This window comes from Collinsella ureilytica, assembly GCF_019795105.1.
Taxonomy (GTDB): domain Bacteria; phylum Actinomycetota; class Coriobacteriia; order Coriobacteriales; family Coriobacteriaceae; genus Collinsella; species Collinsella ureilytica.
In genome coordinates, this window is sequence record NZ_JAIMFO010000006.1 from 177,499 (window position 1) to 193,805 (window position 16,307).

At 54.2% G+C, this 16,307-nt stretch carries 14 protein-coding genes and 1 tRNA gene; 6 read left to right on the forward strand and 9 right to left on the reverse strand.

All coding sequences use genetic code 11. The annotated features are described in order from the left end of the window. Positions 1-271: 271 nt before the first annotated feature. A tRNA-Met gene (locus tag K6V98_RS05085) sits at positions 272-348 on the reverse strand. Between the two features lie 317 nt (positions 349-665). On the opposite strand from K6V98_RS05085, the gene K6V98_RS05090 reads away from it, so the two are divergent. After that, a complete protein-coding gene (locus K6V98_RS05090) occupies positions 666-1,466 on the forward strand; it encodes a type III pantothenate kinase (protein ID WP_222199445.1) in 801 nt (266 codons plus the stop codon). A gap of 102 nt (positions 1,467-1,568) precedes the next feature. On the opposite strand, the gene K6V98_RS05095 is transcribed toward K6V98_RS05090, so the two are convergent. The 3 genes from K6V98_RS05095 to K6V98_RS05105 all read right to left on the reverse strand — a co-directional run bounded on the left by K6V98_RS05095 (position 1,569) and on the right by K6V98_RS05105 (position 4,781). Then, the gene (locus tag K6V98_RS05095; RefSeq protein WP_222199446.1) at positions 1,569-1,961 is read right to left on the reverse strand and encodes a DUF4298 domain-containing protein; all 393 of its coding nucleotides are present in this window, start codon (positions 1,959-1,961) and stop codon (positions 1,569-1,571) included. Positions 1,962-2,213: 252 nt separating this feature from the next. Further along, positions 2,214-3,956: a dihydropteroate synthase gene (gene folP / locus K6V98_RS05100; protein WP_222199447.1), complete on the reverse strand. Its 1,743-nt coding sequence runs from the start codon at positions 3,954-3,956 to the stop codon at positions 2,214-2,216. 72 nt (positions 3,957-4,028) lie between these two features. Next, positions 4,029-4,781, reverse strand: a complete 753-nt coding sequence (locus K6V98_RS05105; RefSeq protein WP_222199448.1) for an NAD-dependent protein deacylase — start codon at positions 4,779-4,781, stop codon at positions 4,029-4,031. Positions 4,782-4,962: 181 nt separating this feature from the next. Between K6V98_RS05105 and K6V98_RS05110 the strand changes: the two genes are divergently transcribed. Beyond that, positions 4,963-5,778, forward strand: coding sequence for an exodeoxyribonuclease III (locus K6V98_RS05110; RefSeq protein ID WP_222199449.1), 816 nt, complete (start codon positions 4,963-4,965; stop codon positions 5,776-5,778). A gap of 228 nt (positions 5,779-6,006) precedes the next feature. Here K6V98_RS05110 and K6V98_RS05115 read toward each other — a convergent pair whose 3' ends face one another. The 4 genes from K6V98_RS05115 to K6V98_RS05130 form a co-directional block, all read right to left on the reverse strand. Further along, complete coding sequence (locus tag K6V98_RS05115; protein WP_222199450.1) at positions 6,007-8,019, reverse strand: monovalent cation:proton antiporter family protein; 2,013 nt, start codon at positions 8,017-8,019, stop codon at positions 6,007-6,009. A 125-nt stretch (positions 8,020-8,144) separates the two neighbouring features. After that, positions 8,145-9,128, reverse strand: a complete 984-nt coding sequence (locus tag K6V98_RS05120; RefSeq protein ID WP_306792769.1) for a DUF6580 family putative transport protein — start codon at positions 9,126-9,128, stop codon at positions 8,145-8,147. Further along, positions 9,109-10,701, reverse strand: a complete 1,593-nt coding sequence (locus tag K6V98_RS05125) for an ATP-binding cassette domain-containing protein (protein WP_222199451.1) — start codon at positions 10,699-10,701, stop codon at positions 9,109-9,111. Before K6V98_RS05125 ends, K6V98_RS05120 begins: the two co-directional genes overlap by 20 nt. Continuing rightward, a complete protein-coding gene (locus K6V98_RS05130; RefSeq protein WP_222199452.1) occupies positions 10,698-11,558 on the reverse strand; it encodes an energy-coupling factor transporter transmembrane component T in 861 nt (286 codons plus the stop codon). Before K6V98_RS05130 ends, K6V98_RS05125 begins: the two co-directional genes overlap by 4 nt. 17 nt (positions 11,559-11,575) lie before the next feature. Here K6V98_RS05130 and K6V98_RS05135 point away from each other — a divergent pair, with 17 nt between their 5' ends. The 3 genes from K6V98_RS05135 to K6V98_RS05145 all read left to right on the forward strand — a co-directional run bounded on the left by K6V98_RS05135 (position 11,576) and on the right by K6V98_RS05145 (position 14,383). After that, the gene (locus K6V98_RS05135; protein WP_222199453.1) at positions 11,576-11,779 is read left to right on the forward strand and encodes a hypothetical protein; all 204 of its coding nucleotides are present in this window, start codon (positions 11,576-11,578) and stop codon (positions 11,777-11,779) included. Positions 11,780-11,970: 191 nt separating this feature from the next. Beyond that, entirely contained in the window at positions 11,971-13,353 is a 1,383-nt protein-coding gene (gene glmU / locus K6V98_RS05140) for a bifunctional UDP-N-acetylglucosamine diphosphorylase/glucosamine-1-phosphate N-acetyltransferase GlmU (RefSeq protein ID WP_222199454.1), read from the forward strand. 46 nt (positions 13,354-13,399) lie between these two features. Next, complete coding sequence (locus K6V98_RS05145) at positions 13,400-14,383, forward strand: ribose-phosphate diphosphokinase (protein WP_222199455.1); 984 nt, start codon at positions 13,400-13,402, stop codon at positions 14,381-14,383. 64 nt (positions 14,384-14,447) lie between these two features. Here the strand turns inward: K6V98_RS05145 and K6V98_RS05150 are convergent, their stop codons facing one another. After that, entirely contained in the window at positions 14,448-15,287 is an 840-nt protein-coding gene (locus tag K6V98_RS05150; RefSeq protein WP_222199456.1) for a pirin family protein, read from the reverse strand. A gap of 171 nt (positions 15,288-15,458) precedes the next feature. Between K6V98_RS05150 and pth the strand changes: the two genes are divergently transcribed. Beyond that, positions 15,459-16,088, forward strand: a complete 630-nt coding sequence (gene pth / locus K6V98_RS05155; protein WP_222199457.1) for an aminoacyl-tRNA hydrolase — start codon at positions 15,459-15,461, stop codon at positions 16,086-16,088. Positions 16,089-16,307: the final 219 nt, after the last annotated feature.

Genomic DNA, 16,307 nt, shown 5'->3' on the forward strand with positions numbered 1-16,307 from the left:
CACTTTCTGCTGCTCTGAAGCTAAAACACCGATTCTCTACTTCGAGGTATCACAAGTGCGCGAAGAGGCAGATTTTACTGAAAGTCGTCCCACTTTCTACTTAAAGCGTCCCGCAAGCTCGCGCCTATGAGCTGCTTTATCTGCTTCACAAACACCTCTACTTGAAAAACGAGGGTTATAGGACAAAAGGGGGCTATAGGGCTCTAAAGGCTGAGCAAAGCTCAGGCTGAGAAAAAAACTACCCGCGCTGTCGCAGGTAGTTCAGAGTTCGTGGTCGCGGGGGCTGGATTTGAACCAACGACCTCCGGGTTATGAGCCCGGCGAGCTACCAGACTGCTCCACCCCGCAATATCTGGGCGCATCTAGTGCGCAAGAAAATACCTTACGTGAAATGCACGGCAGACGCAAGGGTCTGGCAGAATCTCCACATCTTGCGCATGCTCCCTCGCGCGCCAAAACACAAACTCACATGCACTCATCACGGAGCAAGCCCCATCCAGCTGCCCGCATATGCCCCGGCTGTTACGCAAGCTCGCACCAGCGAGCGAACCCTCCGCACTCACACCAACAACGACCTCAGCGACGAGTCAGTATACAATGAGCGCTGATCAAAAGATGCGCGAACACACGACCAATCACGCGCGCAAGCATCAGGAAGGAACGATATGCTGCTGGCAGTCGATATGGGAAACACCCAGACAGCCCTTGGATTGTTTGATGGAAAGCAGCTCGTTCAATCGTGGCGTATGCCAACTGATCGCAGCCTTACCAAAGACGATATTCATGTTCGGCTCTTAGGGTTCTTTAGCCTATATAACCTCGATATTCAAGTAATTGAAGCGATTGCCTTTGCCGGCGTAGTGCCTCAGCTTCTGCGGGAGTGGAAGGCAGTTGCTGCGCAGATGGGTCTTGAGTTCATGCAGGTTAAGCCCGGGTGCAGCCCAGCAATTCATATTGATGCCCCTCATCCCGAAGAAGTTGGGGCAGACCGCATTGCAAACGCGGTTGCTGCAGCCACCCTTTATGGCACACCATGCATTGTCGTGGACTTTGGAACAGCAACTAATGTAGATGTGATTGACGAGCGGGGATTCTATATTGGAGGAGCTATTGCTCCAGGCATTGGCGTCTCACTCGATGCCTTGGTGGCTCGCGCGGCAAAGCTATCGAGCGTTTCGCTCGAGGCACCGAACCACGCCCTGGGGCGCAACACCACCGAAGCTCTGCAAAGCGGCACGGTTATTGGTGCGGCGGCTATGGCAGAAGGCCTGGTTGCCCGCATTGCAAAAGAGATGCTTCTTATGGACAAGACCGACGAGTCAAACGAAGCAGCTCAAAAGATTCAGGTGATTGCCACAGGAGGCATGGCGGATCTCGTTGCCAGCTGCACCGATTTGTTTGACACGGTAGATCGGCTGCTCACCCTAGAAGGTATCTGCGAGATCTGGGCACAAGCTCACCGGTAGCTCACCGCGTAGAACTTCACGCTCGCACCGGCGCCCTACCGTGTAGAGCTGCTCACCCGCACTCACCCCAGCCAAGTTCAAGACCCCGCACTGCCCTTGTGCCTAGCGCTCTTTGATTAAGGTCGTAGCCAGCTCAAGCATCCGAATAGAGGTCTGAAACATCCGTCCTACCAGGTCGTATGGCAGATCTTCGCTGAGTACCCCATGAGCAATGTCGGCATAGTCATCTGTCTCATCTGAGATCTCAACGTCTTTCATATAGGCTTCGCTGCCGTAATACTCCAGAAACGCCTGGTAGTTTTCACGATTAGCATCCAGGCGATCTAAGGCCGCCTCAACTCCATCAAGCACCTCATTGGACTCGTCTAAAATCCGCTCAAAACAAATCACATCTTCTTTCATGACCATCCCTTCAAGACGAGCGTCGAGCTCATTGTGCCAAAGCTCTAACATGCCAAGATGCCCAGCGCCAATCTGATGCAGATAGTTCGACACTGGGCATGCTCTCACAACTCATGCGCATTTGCATCCAAGCGGCCGCGACCTCACGACTCATGCGTGTTCGCATTCGCACACGCCCTTGCATCCGCTCGCACTCACGCCGCACGTACGCTCGCATCCACGACCACGAGCTCACGTCACACGCACGCTTCACGCACACACGCCCACATCCACACACGCACTCGTGCGCGGCGCGCCAAAGCCTACGGCGTTCCAAGCTTGCCAATGAACGGCGAGCCAAAAAGCCTACATGGTTCCCAGCTCACCAATCACATGCCCCAGGCGCTCTTCAGGTTCTTTTACATCAACGCCCTCAAAACGGAAGAACCGCGCTGGATCATGCATGAGATCTTCCAGTGGCACCAATACAAAATCACGCTCACCGAGCCGCGGATGCGGAAGCTGCAGCTTGGAGCCGCCGTGAATTTCTCCGTCCATCCACACCAAATCACAGTCAATCGTGCGAGGGCCATTCTCACGCACCTCTGGACCTCGTGTACGACCGAGCTTTTCCTCAACACTCAAGAGCTGATCCAGCAAAATCAAAGGAGCAAGCTCGGTCTTAATCTCAATGACTGCATTGGCAAAGGGATCCTGGCTTTCCTCATATGCCGGCTCGCTCTCATAAATCCGCGAGCAATTGGAAACGCAGGTCATTGGAATCTCTGCAATGAGATCCTTGGCAGCGCGGATATTATCTGTGCGCGCACCCATATTGGAGCCCAGAGCCACAAAGGCACGGCGAGGCTGTGGGCGAGCAATTGCCCAAAAGCCGTTGAGGAACTGAGAAAATCCTGCCACATCGTGCACGCGCACAATATTGGCACCGAGCAAAATCGCACCTAAGCTCACGCCAAAGGTAGCTGCATCGCGATCTCCTGCAGCCTTCACTCCCGAGACCGCACCAACCAAACGCTTGCGCGATACGGCGCAAAGCAATGGATAGCCAAGTGAGGCCAGCTTGGCGGTCTCACGCTGAATAACAATATCCTCGTTTGCATCCTTACCAAAGCCCGGGCCAGGATCGATGCAGATACGATTCCGATCTACGCCAGCCTGCATAAGAGCGCGCGCCTGGTCGGACAAAAAGCCCATCACACGCCGCATAATGGGGGCAGAATCTGGCAAGGTAAACCGGCGAAGCTGTGAGGTGGTTCCTGTAGCTGCATCTCGCTTGGCTGAACGCGCCATAATGGCAGCCAGCTCATCTGCTGCAGCCTCAGCAGAGCCTCGCTCAGGAGCAGTCTCGCGCTCGGGCAACGCGTTTTTTTCTCCAGAAGCTCGCTGCTGTACCTGAGCGCCATCTTTGCCAGCAGCATCTTCCGCTAGAGATTCAACCTCCACCCCTGCAGCAGATCCGTTAGGAGCCTGCATGCCCGCAAAAGGGAGCTGGCCTTGAAGGCCGCCTAACACGCCCTTGCGACGGGTTTTACCTGAACCAGACTCACGAGCAGCTTCCGCAATCTTTCGTGCTCGCTCGGCTGCAAAAGCAGCGGCAGAGGTATCCAGCTGCACCGCCGTGTGGCGGCGCGGCACTTCCTCCATGGGATCGCCCGCATGCATGATAATCACGCCGCAGGTGCTGTTCTTTACAAAGTCAATCATGCGCGGATCGGTAAATCCCGTCACATCATTTACGATGCTCGCACCCATGCGCACCGCTGCCTTGGCAACCTCAACGTGGCGCGTATCAATGGAAACCAGAGCGCCGTGCTGAGCCAAGGCGCGAACCACCGGCAACACCCGGCGCGCCTCCTCATCAGGAGAGACCGGCTCAAAGCCAGGACGAGTAGACTCGCCGCCTACATCGATAATGTCTGCTCCCTGATCGAGCATTTCAAGGCCATGCGAAATCGCCGCCTCATGGTCAAAATGCTCACCGCCGTCCGAGAACGAATCAGGCGTAACATTCAGCACACCCATAATTCGCGGTCGGTCGAAGGTGAGCGTGTACTTGCCGCACCGCCATGATTTGCTGTCATTTGCCATGGGGATCCTTTCACGTTCGATCGATTGTTTCTATTGTATCCAAGTCAGACATTGCCACGTAGACAGCACACATCAGAAATCAAAAGCCTCTGCAATATCGCAGGAAATCAAAAGATCTGCCCTGCTATCTTGTGGCGTTGGATCGCGATTGGCAATCACTAAGGTAGAGCCTGAGAAATACCGAGTAAAGCCAGCAGCGGGATACACCACCAGCGAGGTTCCACCAATAATCAAGGCGTCCGCTTGAGCAATTGCTCCCACGGCTCCACGTATCACCTGATCATTCAGCTGCTCACCATAGAGGACAACCTCTGGTTTGATGCGCCCGCCGCATGCGGGGCACCGAGGAACGCCTTGTTCATCTTCATGTTCGCGTGCAAGAATCCAATCAGCATCATAGCAAGCCTTGCAGCTCTGACAGATATTTCGCCTCACCGAGCCATGGAGCTCCCAAACCGTATGAGAGCCTGCATCTTGGTGCAAACCATCAATATTTTGTGTAATGACTGCCGAAAGAGATCCACCACGCTCGAGTTCAGCCAGCTTTTTATGACACTGATTCGGCTTTGCATCTGGCGCGATCATGCGTGTCCGATAAAACTCAAAGAACTCAGATGGATGCTCAATAAAAAATTCGTGAGAGAGCATCATCTCAGGCGGATACGCAAAATGCTGGTGGTACAAGCCGTCTACACTGCGAAAGTCTGGAATGCCGCTCGCGGTAGACACGCCAGCGCCTCCAAAAAAGACCACACGCTCATGTGATGCGAATACATCCGCTAAGGCTGCCTGTGCTTGCGCTGTATCAGAAATTGCCCGTCTCATATGCTTCTCCTCAAACCGTATACCTCTGTCCTGAACCTCTACTCTGAGCTTGCATTATCCCAGAATATAACTTGGGTGCTCGTATTCTGCCTGTCTGCTTTCTTTGCAGGAAGCTCAATGTGCCTCATACCTTGCTACCATGGGGTCGTTCATTTCGTCCGATTATGCGTAAGGAGCCTCAGTGCTAAAAACCTATACCTTTGCTTCGTGGAACGTAAATGGCCTGCGCGCCGTACTGAAAAAAGACCCAAGCTTTTTAGATGTTGCCGACGACCTGAATGCCGATATCTTAGCGCTGCAAGAAACCAAGCTGCAGGAAGGCCAGGTTGATCTGGAGCTTCCCGGCTACCATCAGGTGTGGAGCTATGCAGAGCGCAAGGGCTACTCGGGCACAGCAGTCTTTAGCCGCGAGGAACCCCGCTCGGTTCGCCACGCAGATGCCGTGCTGGCACACGCCGATGGCGAAGATGCTGCGCTCGTAGATGAAGCGTCTCGTGAAGGACGCGTCTGCGCCCTCGAGTTTGACCGCTTCTGGTTTGTAGACGTGTATACACCCAATGCCCAGGACAAGCTTGCCCGCATTGACGTGCGCATGGCCTGGGACGACGCCTATCGATCCTTCCTTTCTGGTCTTGAGAAAGAGACACAAAAGCCGGTCATCACCTGTGGCGACTTTAATGTTGCCCATAACGAGATTGATCTTAAGAACCCACGATCGAACCGGGGCAATGCTGGGTTTTCTGATGAGGAGCGCGGCAAGTTCAACGAACTCCTCGATGCCGGCTTTACCGACACCTTCCGTACCCTCAATCCCGATCTTGAGGGTGCCTATAGCTGGTGGAGTTATCGCTTTAATGCTCGCAAGAACAATGCTGGCTGGCGGATTGACTACTTCTTGGTGAGTGACTCCGTTGCAGACCAGGTAAAAGATGCCAGCATTCGAAGTGACATCTTTGGCTCAGATCACTGCCCTGTTACCCTGACCATCGAGCTCTAGCAAAGTGAACCGCGAGATGATAGACAAAGCGCGAGCCTGATCACCTGGCATGTCTTTCAGCTGCAGCTACTGCGGCGCGCGAGGAGGCAGACGAGCCATGAACCCGCGCACCTGGTACCGCCCTCAGCTGCAGCCACCTCAACACGCGAAGAAAAGCGGCACGTCACATGCGTGCCGCTTCTTATTGCGCGCAGCGATAACCCGAGCCTCTAGCAATCCCGTAATCCCTTAGTGCGCCTTGCCACCAAGCAACTCAACCGCAGCCTCAATTTCCTCATCGGTACCAATGAGGCCAAGCGCATCGCCTTGAGCAATAGGAATGCCAGCTCGCACAATGGGTGCAACCTCGCCTTGATGGCACACAACTACCGCCTGAGCGCCAGTACGCACACGCAGATCAAGCTCGGCCAACGTCTTGCCAAACACCTCAGCAGCGCCAACCTCAACCCAGGTCATATCAGCTTCAACCAGACTTGCCATCATGTGCTCAAAGGCACTCTTGCGAAGGGGACGCGCCGACTCATCAAGCGCCTCATAGCCTTGAGAGCGCAACTCATCAACATAGCCTTGAATCTGGCGAGAGCGCAGGCCCAAATCGAGCAAGGTGTAGCGCAACAGCTCGATACCGCCCTCAAGGTCAGGCCGGATAATCTCGCGCACACCAGCAGCTACCATTTCTTCTATGCCCTCATCAGTAATTGCCAAGGCAGCCATCGGCAGCTCAGGATTTGCTGCGCGAGCATCGAGGGCAACCTTAATTGCCGAACTCTCGTTTCTGGTTGTAATCACCAGGTTTCTTGCACGGTCTAAATGAGCATGAGACAAGATCTCGGAATTTGCTGCATCTCCCACCAAGACGGGAACCCCGCGCTCCTCAGCCTCTTCGGCTGTAGGAAGATCCCGCTCAACCACCAAAACAGGAACGTCTAAATCTGACAAGACCTCAGTAACAGCGGCTCCAGCTCTGCCATAGCCGATAACCACCACATGGTTCGCCAAGTTCTCATCCGGCGCATCAAAGGTCTTAGCGTGGCGCTCAAACAGGCGAGCCAAAGCCGGATGTTTGCGAACCCAACGCTCAAAGGGCTCCTCAAGTTTAAAGACAAAGGAGTTCAGTGCGATGGATACAACCGCCGCTCCCAAAATCAAGCTGTACTGATCGGGATTGAGCACACCGAGTGCCATGCCAACCTGGCCAATAATGAAGGAAAACTCACCAATCTGCGAAAGACCAGCACCGACCGTCAGCGAGGTATGAAGCCCGGCAGAAAAGATCATACCGAGCCCCATGTTAATGAACCACTTACCCACCATCACCAGGGCGGCAAGGGCTAAGAGCTGGGGCAGATTCTCTACAAAAATCATGGGGTTTACCATCATGCCGACCGAGGCAAAAAAGATGATAGAGAAAAGATCTTGGAATGGGATGGACTCAGCTGCCACGCGGTGAGAGATCTTCGATCCCGAAACCACGACGCCTGCCAAAAATGCCCCAAGGGCAACAGAAAGATCAAAAATCACTGCGGCGAGCATAGCGGTACCCAAGGCCACCACTACAACCGCCAACTGGAAGAGCTCGCGCGGAGCAACTGCAGCAATACGAGAGAGCAAAACGGGCAAGACCTTAGCACCTACCACCAGCATGAGCGCCACAAAGGCAACCGTTTTGGCGAGCGCAATCAGAATCTGAATGCCAAGCTCTGCACCAGAAACCTCTTGAGGACCAAAGACCACCGGCAGCACCACGAGAATCACAATGGTGGCCAGATCCTCAACAATGAGCCAGCCGGTTGCCACACGCCCACCAACTGTTTGGTAAAGCCCCGCATCGGTGAGGTTTTTAATCAAAACCACCGTTGAAGCAACAGAGACCGCGAGACCCAGCACAATACCTGCCTCAGGAGTCCATCCAAAGGAAAGACCCAGGGCATAACCAGCGAGTGTTCCCAGCGTAATTTGCACGGCCGCACCAGGCACCGCCAAGCCCTTAACCTCATTTAAGTCTTTTAGCGAGAAATGCAGACCGGTGCCAAACATGATGAACATGACACCAATTTCTGCGAGCTGAGCCATAGCATCAGAGTCGCCAATAAAGCCCGGTGTAAACGGCCCCACCGCAAGGCCACCAATCAGGTAGCCCACAATGGGCGGGAGCTTGAGCATGCGCGCCGCCATACCGCCAGCAAAAGCAGCAACCAGCGCAAGTACAAACGTGAGAAGCAGAATGGTTTCTCCGTGCATAGAACCTCCAGAGGCGTCGTAAAAGATTCGCATCCACCATAGATATCCCCGCGCGTCCAAGCGGAGCAAATGGAGCTGAGAGCGGGCGTCTCATCGGATGTGTGTCTAAATAAGTCTATCTTCTCCTACCCGCCTAGCGCGAATTTACGCACGATTCTTTCGATTCTTTTAACCCACGGCTCATACAGGACGATCAAAAAGAGGCTCGTTGAAGCAGCATGTACCACATCAAACGGCAACGCGGCACCAAGGCGCACCAGAGCACCTTCAAGGGTAATCGGTCGTACAAAACCCAGGATGTCATAGGTGTTCATAATTGCACCGAACAAGAGGCCTGCGCAAAGGCCAGCCACGAGAAGCACCCAGCGCCGCACCTGCCCGTGACGATCCTGAAAAAAACCAGCCGCTCCTGCCACACCGCCCATATAGCCAACCAAACCCCAGGCGTACATCTGCCAAGGCGTCCACATGCCCTGGCCAAAAAAGAAATTGCTCGTGAGCGCAGCCAGGGCTCCCACCATAAAGCCGCTGCGTCGCCCTAAGGTTGCACCCGCAATAATCGCAATGGCAGAAACAGGCTTAAAGCTCGGGATGGGCGCAAACAGAATGCGCGAAGCTGCAGCCAAAGCAGCAAGCACAACTGTTGGCATGATTTGGCGAAGCGACGAGCGCGATGCCTCGTAGCCACCAAAAAACAAGCCAAGCGAACTGATAGCCACCAAGAGCTGTATCCCCGCCGCATCTTGGCGAGACGAGAACAGCAAGGCTACCATTACAGCAGGTACAACTACGAGAATCGGAATCTCTAGCACTGAAAGGATCCGAGCACCGAGGCTCAGAGGTGCGTGATGTGACCTTGGCTTTCTTTGGGAATGTTGAGGCGTGCCTACACGCAGAAGAGCATCTGCCGCAGGCACCGCAGGCGCGCTTACACTCGCAGGCACACTTGCATGAGTTGCATGATATGAGCTGGTCTCTATTCGGGAATGTTGAGGCGCAGCTGACGGATCGTCAGGCCGCTCATCCGCTGATTGAGCCTTGGACGCACGCTCATCTTCCAAAGCACCCGCGCCTGCAGCCGAGATGTTTTCAGGGTCGGTAGTAGACATTCGTGCGAAAGAACTCCTCCCCTAACGACGTTGAAGCAATCTCTCCGTCAAACATCATGGATACAACATCGGCCACTTGGCTTACAAAATCTAAATCGTGCGTAGCCAGAATCACACTTGCCCCCTCAGCCGTAGCACGCTTGAGAGCACCGGCGATGAGCCGACGTGAGGCAAGGTCGAGCCCCTTGGTTGGCTCATCAAGCAACAGGAGCTTTGGGTGAAGGAGCAACAGTTTTCCTAAGGCAAGCAATTGGCGCTGCCCTCCCGAAAGATCCAGCGGGTGCACCTTGTGGGAGGCTGAAAGCCCCAGTTGAGCAAGGATGACCTTGGCATCGTGCTCGCTATAGCCCGCCTGGTCTGACCACTCCATAAGCTCTGAGAGCGCTGTATCTTTTGCAAACAACGCGCGAGGGTCTTGTGGCAAAAGAGCGCACGCACGGCTACCACGTCGCACCGAACCTCGGCGCAGCCTATGCACACCAGCCATGATTGCCAGCAAGGTTGATTTGCCGCATCCGTTCCCGCCAACCACCGCGTGTATACAGCCCAGCCTCGCAGGAACATCACCTGCTTCAACTATCAAGCAGAGTCCGCGCAAAACCCAAGGCGCTAATCGCTCATAGCGAAACCACACATCTCGCACCTCTACGGCGTACGAGCCAACTTGCCCAGCACCTCTAACCGCATGCGAAGACTCATCACGTATGCAGGCTTGCACACCTGTAGGCGCACGGTTCGAGCGCTGGCGACTCGGCACATCCGCCGACATAGAGCCTCCATCTGCACTCGCCCGCTCGCCGGACGCTCGCACGTTTCTCGCAACGGCAAACGCGCCAGCTCCCGCGCCGCTCACGCTCCGCCCCGAGGCCTCCAGCAGGGACTCACGGCGTCTCAGCACCTCAAGATCTTCAATCTTTCGTACGCGACCTGACTTGAGCTCCCACGCGCAGGTCGCATAATCAACCATCGGAGCAGGCCGATGCGTTGCAACCACGACCGTACAGCCCAACTCGCGGTTAATCCGAAAGAGCGCATGCAAAAAGTTTTTCTCGGCGATAGGATCGAGCTGAGCAGTTGGCTCATCGAGTAGAAGCACCGAAGGCTGCAAGGCAAGAGCGGAGGCGAGCGCTACCAACTGCTTGCGCCCTCCAGAAAGGCTTGCAGTCTCCGAGCGAATCCAGCTCTCCATCCCAAATAAATAACTGACCTCTGCCACGCGCCTTCGCATCTCATCCGGAGGAGTTCCCAGATTCTCAAGGCCAAACGCAAGCTCATGCCACACGCGCTCGCACACAATTTGGTTCTCGGGACTTTGTGCCACATAGCCAATGAGGCGAGCAGATTCCTCAACAGAAAGCTGAGCGGTCTCACGACCAGCTACCAGGATGCTTCCCTCACGCATACCCCTCGGAGCAATCTCTGGCTTAATCAAAGAAAGCAGGGTTGATTTTCCTGATCCAGTTGAGCCTGTTAGCAAACAAAACGCCCCATCGTCAATCTCCCATGAAAGGTCATGCAAGAGTGGGGCGTGAGTTCCCGCATAGGTAAAGCTCAGCTGGTTGATTTGAATCATATGTCCCACACCCACTTGTTGAGCAGGAGCAATATAGCGGGGGCAAGCATCCACACGGCCACAGCAAGCATGGCACGCTCAAACTTCAGCGGCGAAAGCACGGGAAAGAAGCTGAATGAAGCCGCCATATTGAGCACGGCCATGCCCAACACACAGCCAGAGATAACGACCACAGCAAGCAACCCCAGATCAAAGGTGGACATCCGATACCGCGAATAGCTCGTGCGACGCGCCTTGGCACCCCAACCGCGTGCCCGCATAGCATCAGCCGTCTCAAGTGAATCTTCAAGCGCCCATCCCACCAAGACGCCAGATGCTCTCAGGCGCGAACGCACCGGATCGGTATGTTTTCTCCAACTACGCGTAACTACTCGCTCTGCGTTCAAAATCGAGGCTCCCTGGCGCACGAGGCGAGGAATCATACGCATCACCATAGCAACCATCAGCGTGCAAACCGGAAGCAGATTGCCAAATAAGGTCATCACGCGATCGAAGGGCAGCAGTGAATCAAGAACACGAAACCACAGCACAACAGCGCACAACATGGCTCCCATCGTGGCTCCACAAGCAAGGCTTTCAAGATAGATGGCTCTCACACCAAGGCGCACAATCTCTGTTGAGCCTGCAGCAGAAAAGAATGGATTGACCACAGCAGCGATAAGCACGAGCGGCAGCTGCCAGCGCAAAGAAGCGATGCCATCAACAAAACCGTGAAGAGCACAAACGGCTGCAAGCCCGCCTGCAAAGGACAATGCGACCAGAACCGGCTCCAGCGCAAACATGGTAAACGCCAGAGTAAAGATCAAATACGCAGCCAAAACAGCCGGATGAAGCGAGGAAGCGGGAGGTTCACTCATGTGTTGGTCGGACTCATATGACGAGTGTTCGCTCTTGTCACGGAAATGATCTGGCGCTGCTGTTTGAATTTGCTTTAGATGCGATTGGCGCTCAAAGAAATATCTATACAAACGAAAAGACAGGCGTATGGACGAGAATCCAGAAGCATATGCCCGATGTATCGGGACTCGCCAAAGAGGCCATCCAGCGCCTGTCGAACCTCGATTGTACCTCATGTTAGAGACTGTCACCCCCTGTTGCGCACCCATGTTTGCTTCCTTGCTAGTGTAGCCGCTCAAACACATAATCCGCAGTCCCGCTCAGACAGTGCGTGGAAAGCGTACTGTTTGCGAACAAACGGTCCGGGCGTACTTTGGTTGATCTCCATGGGGTATTATCGGAATGCATCGCACGCATTCATTGAGGAGCCCTATGGACGTCACCGCCATCATCCTTGCCGCTGGCGAGGGTACCCGCATGAAATCCAAGCATGCCAAGGTGGCACATAAAATTCTCGGTAAGCCCATGATTAGCTGGGTTATTGATGCTGCCCTAGCAGCTGAGTGCAATCGTATTGTTGTGGTCGTGGGCAGCCACGCAGATGAGGTTCGCTCCATTATCCATTCCTCCTATGCCACGGCCCCGGTAGAAACGGTTGAGCAGGTTGAACGCTTGGGCACCGGGCATGCTGTTCGCATCGCTCTTGATGCGATTGGGTCTCCTGCTGGCTCTGTTGTTGTCTTAAACGGAGACCTCCCCCTCATCCAACCCGCAACCATCGCCGATCTTGCAAACTCAGTTTCTTCTGGCACGTTGGCGGGTGCCGTCCTTACTATGACCCCGCCTGATCCCTTTGGATACGGGCGCATCCTCCTCAACGCCCAAGGCGAGATTGAACGCATTGTTGAGCAAAAAGATTGCACGCCAGAAGAGGCGGCCGTCCGTGAAGCAAATGCCGGTTGTTACGCCTTTGATGGCGCAGCACTCACTGCTCATATTAAAAAGATTGGCTGCGATAACGCTCAGAAAGAGTATTACCTGCCCGATATGGTGGAAATCTTGCAGGCGGCGGGTTTGAGCGTAGGCATAAGCCGCTGTGGAGACTATCAAGACGGACTCGGCGTTAACTCCCGCGCTCAGCTTGCAGAGGTTTCTGCTATTGCTCGCGACCGTATTAACACGCGCTTAATGGCAGAAGGCGTGACCTTTATTGATCCTTCCCAAGCTTGGATAAGCCCTGATGCACAGGTGGGAAAAGATACGATTATCTGGCCGCAAACGCACGTGATTGGCCAGGTCATCATTGGTGAAAACTGCCAGATTGGCCCCAACACGCGCCTTACGAATACCCAGGTTGGCTCGAATTGCATCGTGGATGAGACCATTTGTATTGATGTCATGTTGGACGACGACGTAACCTGCGGCCCCAGGGCTTATCTTCGTCCTGGCACGCATATGCAGCGCGGCTCCAAGGCGGGCACACACGTAGAAATCAAGCAATCAACCATCGGTGAGGGTTCCAAAGTTCCTCACCTCTCTTATATTGGCAACACCACCATGGGCTCTGATGTAAACGTAGGCGCCGGATCCATTACCTGCAACTACGACGGAGCGCGTAAACACTCCACCATCATTGGAGACGGGGTCTTTATTGGCTCCGATACCATGATGGTTGCACCCGTAACCATTGGCGATCACGCAATCACCGGTGCTGCGAGTTGCATTACGAAGGATGTTCCTGAGGAGGCGCTTGCCCTTGAGCGCTCACCTCAGCGCGTCATAGAAGGCTATGCCAAAAAACGGCAGGCTCGATAACGTTCCGCATCCGGCGGTTCGGCTATCAGCGAAGGAGAAGGAGACTATGCCGACACACGATCCCAAGAAAGCCCTTTGCGTAAGCAAGAGCCTCCGCCTGTTCTCGGGCTCATCAAACCGCCCGCTGGCCGAGAAGATTGCCCAGGGTCTTGGTGTCGAGCTCGCGCCTATTACGCTCGAGCAATTTGCTAATGGCGAGATCTATGCCCGCTATGATGAGACCATTCGCGGAGCAGATGTCTTCTTCGTGCAATCGGTTTCTGGTCGTGTGAACGACATGCTCATGGAAGTCCTCATTGCAGCAGACGCCGCCATGCGCGCCTCGGCTCGCTCGGTCACCGCTGTTATTACGCATTACGGCTATGCGCGCCAAGATCGCAAAGCAGGTCCTCGCGAGCCAATTACCGCTCGCTTGGTAGCTGATCTTTTAGAGACCTCCGGCATTGACCGCATTATTACGCTTGACTTGCATCAGGGTCAGATCCAGGGCTTCTTTGATATTCCGGTCAACCACCTCTCTGCCCTGCCGCTGTTTGCCGATTACTACAACGATATGGGTCTTGATACCGAAAACCTCGTTGTTGTTTCTCCTGACGTGGGTCGCGCAAAGGCCGCTAAGAAGCTCTCAGACATGCTCGGCTGTAGCTTGGCAATTGCCCATAAGGGACGTCCGCGCCACAATGCCGCCGAGGTCATGGGCATCATTGGCGATATTGATGGCAAGACCTGCATCATTAACGATGACATGATTGATACCGCTGGCACCCTCTGCGCAAGCGTTCGTGAACTTAAGAAGATGGGGGCAGGCGACATCTATGTCTGCGCTACTCACGGCATCTTCTCAGGCCCTGCGATCGAGCGCTTAAACGACGCTCCCATTGTGGAGTGTGTCGTAACCGACGCCATTGCGGTTGAGTGCGCTGGCAAAATCAAAACCATCACCGTGGCAGATGAGTTTGCCAACGCCATTTCAGCCGTGTACAACGAACAGTCGGTTTCCAAGATTGTTGGCGGAGACTTTGCCCTGTAAAGAGGGCTCCCTTCTCACCAGGATCCTTCCCTGCAAGCAGGGATTCCTCTGTTGCACGTACTTCTTAGTACTCCATACCTTCTTTGATGAAGGTGCCGTCTTGCAGCTCGCGTGAAGCTTGGGCAAGTTCCTCTTGTGTATTCATCACAATGGGACCTGCCCAGGCAACCGGCTCCTTGAGCGCACGCGACGCCATGAACAAAACCTGCGAGCTATCACCTGCAGCCTCAATAAGAATCGAATCTCCCTCACTGAGCTTCACAGCTGTCTTTTCTTGTACAACCACGCCATCAATGATGGCCTCGCCCTTTAGGGTAAAGAGCATGATCGAATCGTCATGCACGGTAGGCAGCCCAATCTTTGCTCCCTTAGTGAGGTGGATATCGTAATAGGTGAAGGGCAGATGCTCACTCTTATGGCCTTCTACCTCACCATACGCACCTGCCAACACGCGAATCCTGCCACCTTCTATGGCTACTTCAGGAATATCCTCAACATGAAGTGCTCGGTAGGTAGGAGAGCTCATCTTTTGTGCAGCTGGCAAATTGAGCCAGAGCTGAACGCCCAGCAAGCGGTCTGCCGCAGGCACTTCCTCAGCATGCATGATGCCCGAGCCAGAATTCATCCACTGCACCTCGCCATCGCTCACCGTATCGGTATTACCAATGGTGTCCTTATGCTTCATCTTGCCTTTATAGACATAGCTAATGGTCTCAATGCCACGATGCGGATGCAGCGGAAAGCCCGCCGTGTACTCATCTGGATTAGTGCTATCAAACGAATCGAGCATCAAAATAGGGTCGAATGCCTGAACCGTGTCGTGGCCTAACACGCGTACTAAACTCACGCCAGCCCCATCTACCGTGCGATGCCCCGTAACCTGTTGTGTAATCGTGCGTTTCATAGTCCCCTCTTTCTTTGTGAATGTCCCTCTTCTTCTACCCGAGTTCTTCAGACTAAGCCCCAACCCCCTCGCCTCCTCATGAGTCCATCACGGCTGCATCAGCTGCATCACCAACTCCAGCCTCTGCTCCCTGAGGTATGATCGGGTGGATACATCTCAGAAAGGAGCCGCATGGCAGCAGGAGTGCCCGGATCTATTCGCCTGGTTGCAGGGCTTGGCAATCCCGGAAGCGAATATGCCGACACGCGCCACAACGCCGGCTTTCATGTCATTGATGCCCTTGCGCACCAGACAGCTGTCTCATATTGGAAAACACGTCTTGGTGCCGAGGTTGCGTCTATTTCTGTAAACGATGCGTCGTTAGAGAGTGGCACCCGCGAGGTACTGCTCGTAAAGCCCCAATCTTTTATGAATACCAGCGGAGGACCGATCTCCAAGCTCTGCCGCGAGCACAATATTCGCCCAGAAGAGGTTCTCATCATCCACGATGAGTTAGATATTCCTGAAGGCGATGTTCGTGTCAAGGTCGGCGGCGGTCACGCTGGCCACAATGGACTGCGTTCAATTATTGAAAAACTTGGCAGCCGAGACTTTAGCCGAATCCGCGTGGGAATCGGCGATCCTCCAGGACGCATGGCCGTTGCTGACTTTGTGTTAAAGCAGCTCCGCCCGCGTGAGATTGAGGCTTTTGCAGACACGTGCATACGCGCGGCAGATGCTGCCGGCTTAGCAATTACCCAAGGTGTTATTTTTGCTCGCGACCATATTAATGGAAGCGCAGCCAACAACGGCAAGCACTAGGGTTAAAAATTTTTATGCATCACTTTCTTTATTGAACAGGTGTTATCTAGTTTCTTACTCAGTGAGTGCGGGCTAACAAAATTGAATCTTTTGTAGGTACATTTTTTATCATCGCAATCCGGCGTAAGACAGTGCATGTATTCCTAGAGAGATACCTTAGTTACATCTGTACATAATAGCTGGTAGATAGCCTATTATTTCGCGTGTCGATTCAATGAT

Bases quoted from the DNA above. Each gene is read 5' to 3' on its own strand.
- K6V98_RS05090 (WP_222199445.1), top strand. From the start codon at position 666: ATGCTGCTGGCAGTCGATATGGGAAACACCCAGACAGCCCTTGGATTG.
- folP (WP_222199447.1), bottom strand. From the start codon at position 3,956: ATGGCAAATGACAGCAAATCATGGCGGTGCGGCAAGTACACGCTCACC.
- K6V98_RS05105 (WP_222199448.1), bottom strand. From the start codon at position 4,781: ATGAGACGGGCAATTTCTGATACAGCGCAAGCACAGGCAGCCTTAGCG.
- K6V98_RS05115 (WP_222199450.1), bottom strand. From the start codon at position 8,019: ATGCACGGAGAAACCATTCTGCTTCTCACGTTTGTACTTGCGCTGGTT.
- K6V98_RS05120 (WP_306792769.1), bottom strand. From the start codon at position 9,128: ATGTCTACTACCGACCCTGAAAACATCTCGGCTGCAGGCGCGGGTGCT.
- K6V98_RS05125 (WP_222199451.1), bottom strand. From the start codon at position 10,701: ATGATTCAAATCAACCAGCTGAGCTTTACCTATGCGGGAACTCACGCC.
- K6V98_RS05130 (WP_222199452.1), bottom strand. From the start codon at position 11,558: ATGAGTGAACCTCCCGCTTCCTCGCTTCATCCGGCTGTTTTGGCTGCG.
- K6V98_RS05135 (WP_222199453.1), top strand. From the start codon at position 11,576: ATGACGAGTGTTCGCTCTTGTCACGGAAATGATCTGGCGCTGCTGTTT.
- glmU (WP_222199454.1), top strand. From the start codon at position 11,971: ATGGACGTCACCGCCATCATCCTTGCCGCTGGCGAGGGTACCCGCATG.
- K6V98_RS05145 (WP_222199455.1), top strand. From the start codon at position 13,400: ATGCCGACACACGATCCCAAGAAAGCCCTTTGCGTAAGCAAGAGCCTC.
- K6V98_RS05150 (WP_222199456.1), bottom strand. From the start codon at position 15,287: ATGAAACGCACGATTACACAACAGGTTACGGGGCATCGCACGGTAGAT.
- pth (WP_222199457.1), top strand. From the start codon at position 15,459: ATGGCAGCAGGAGTGCCCGGATCTATTCGCCTGGTTGCAGGGCTTGGC.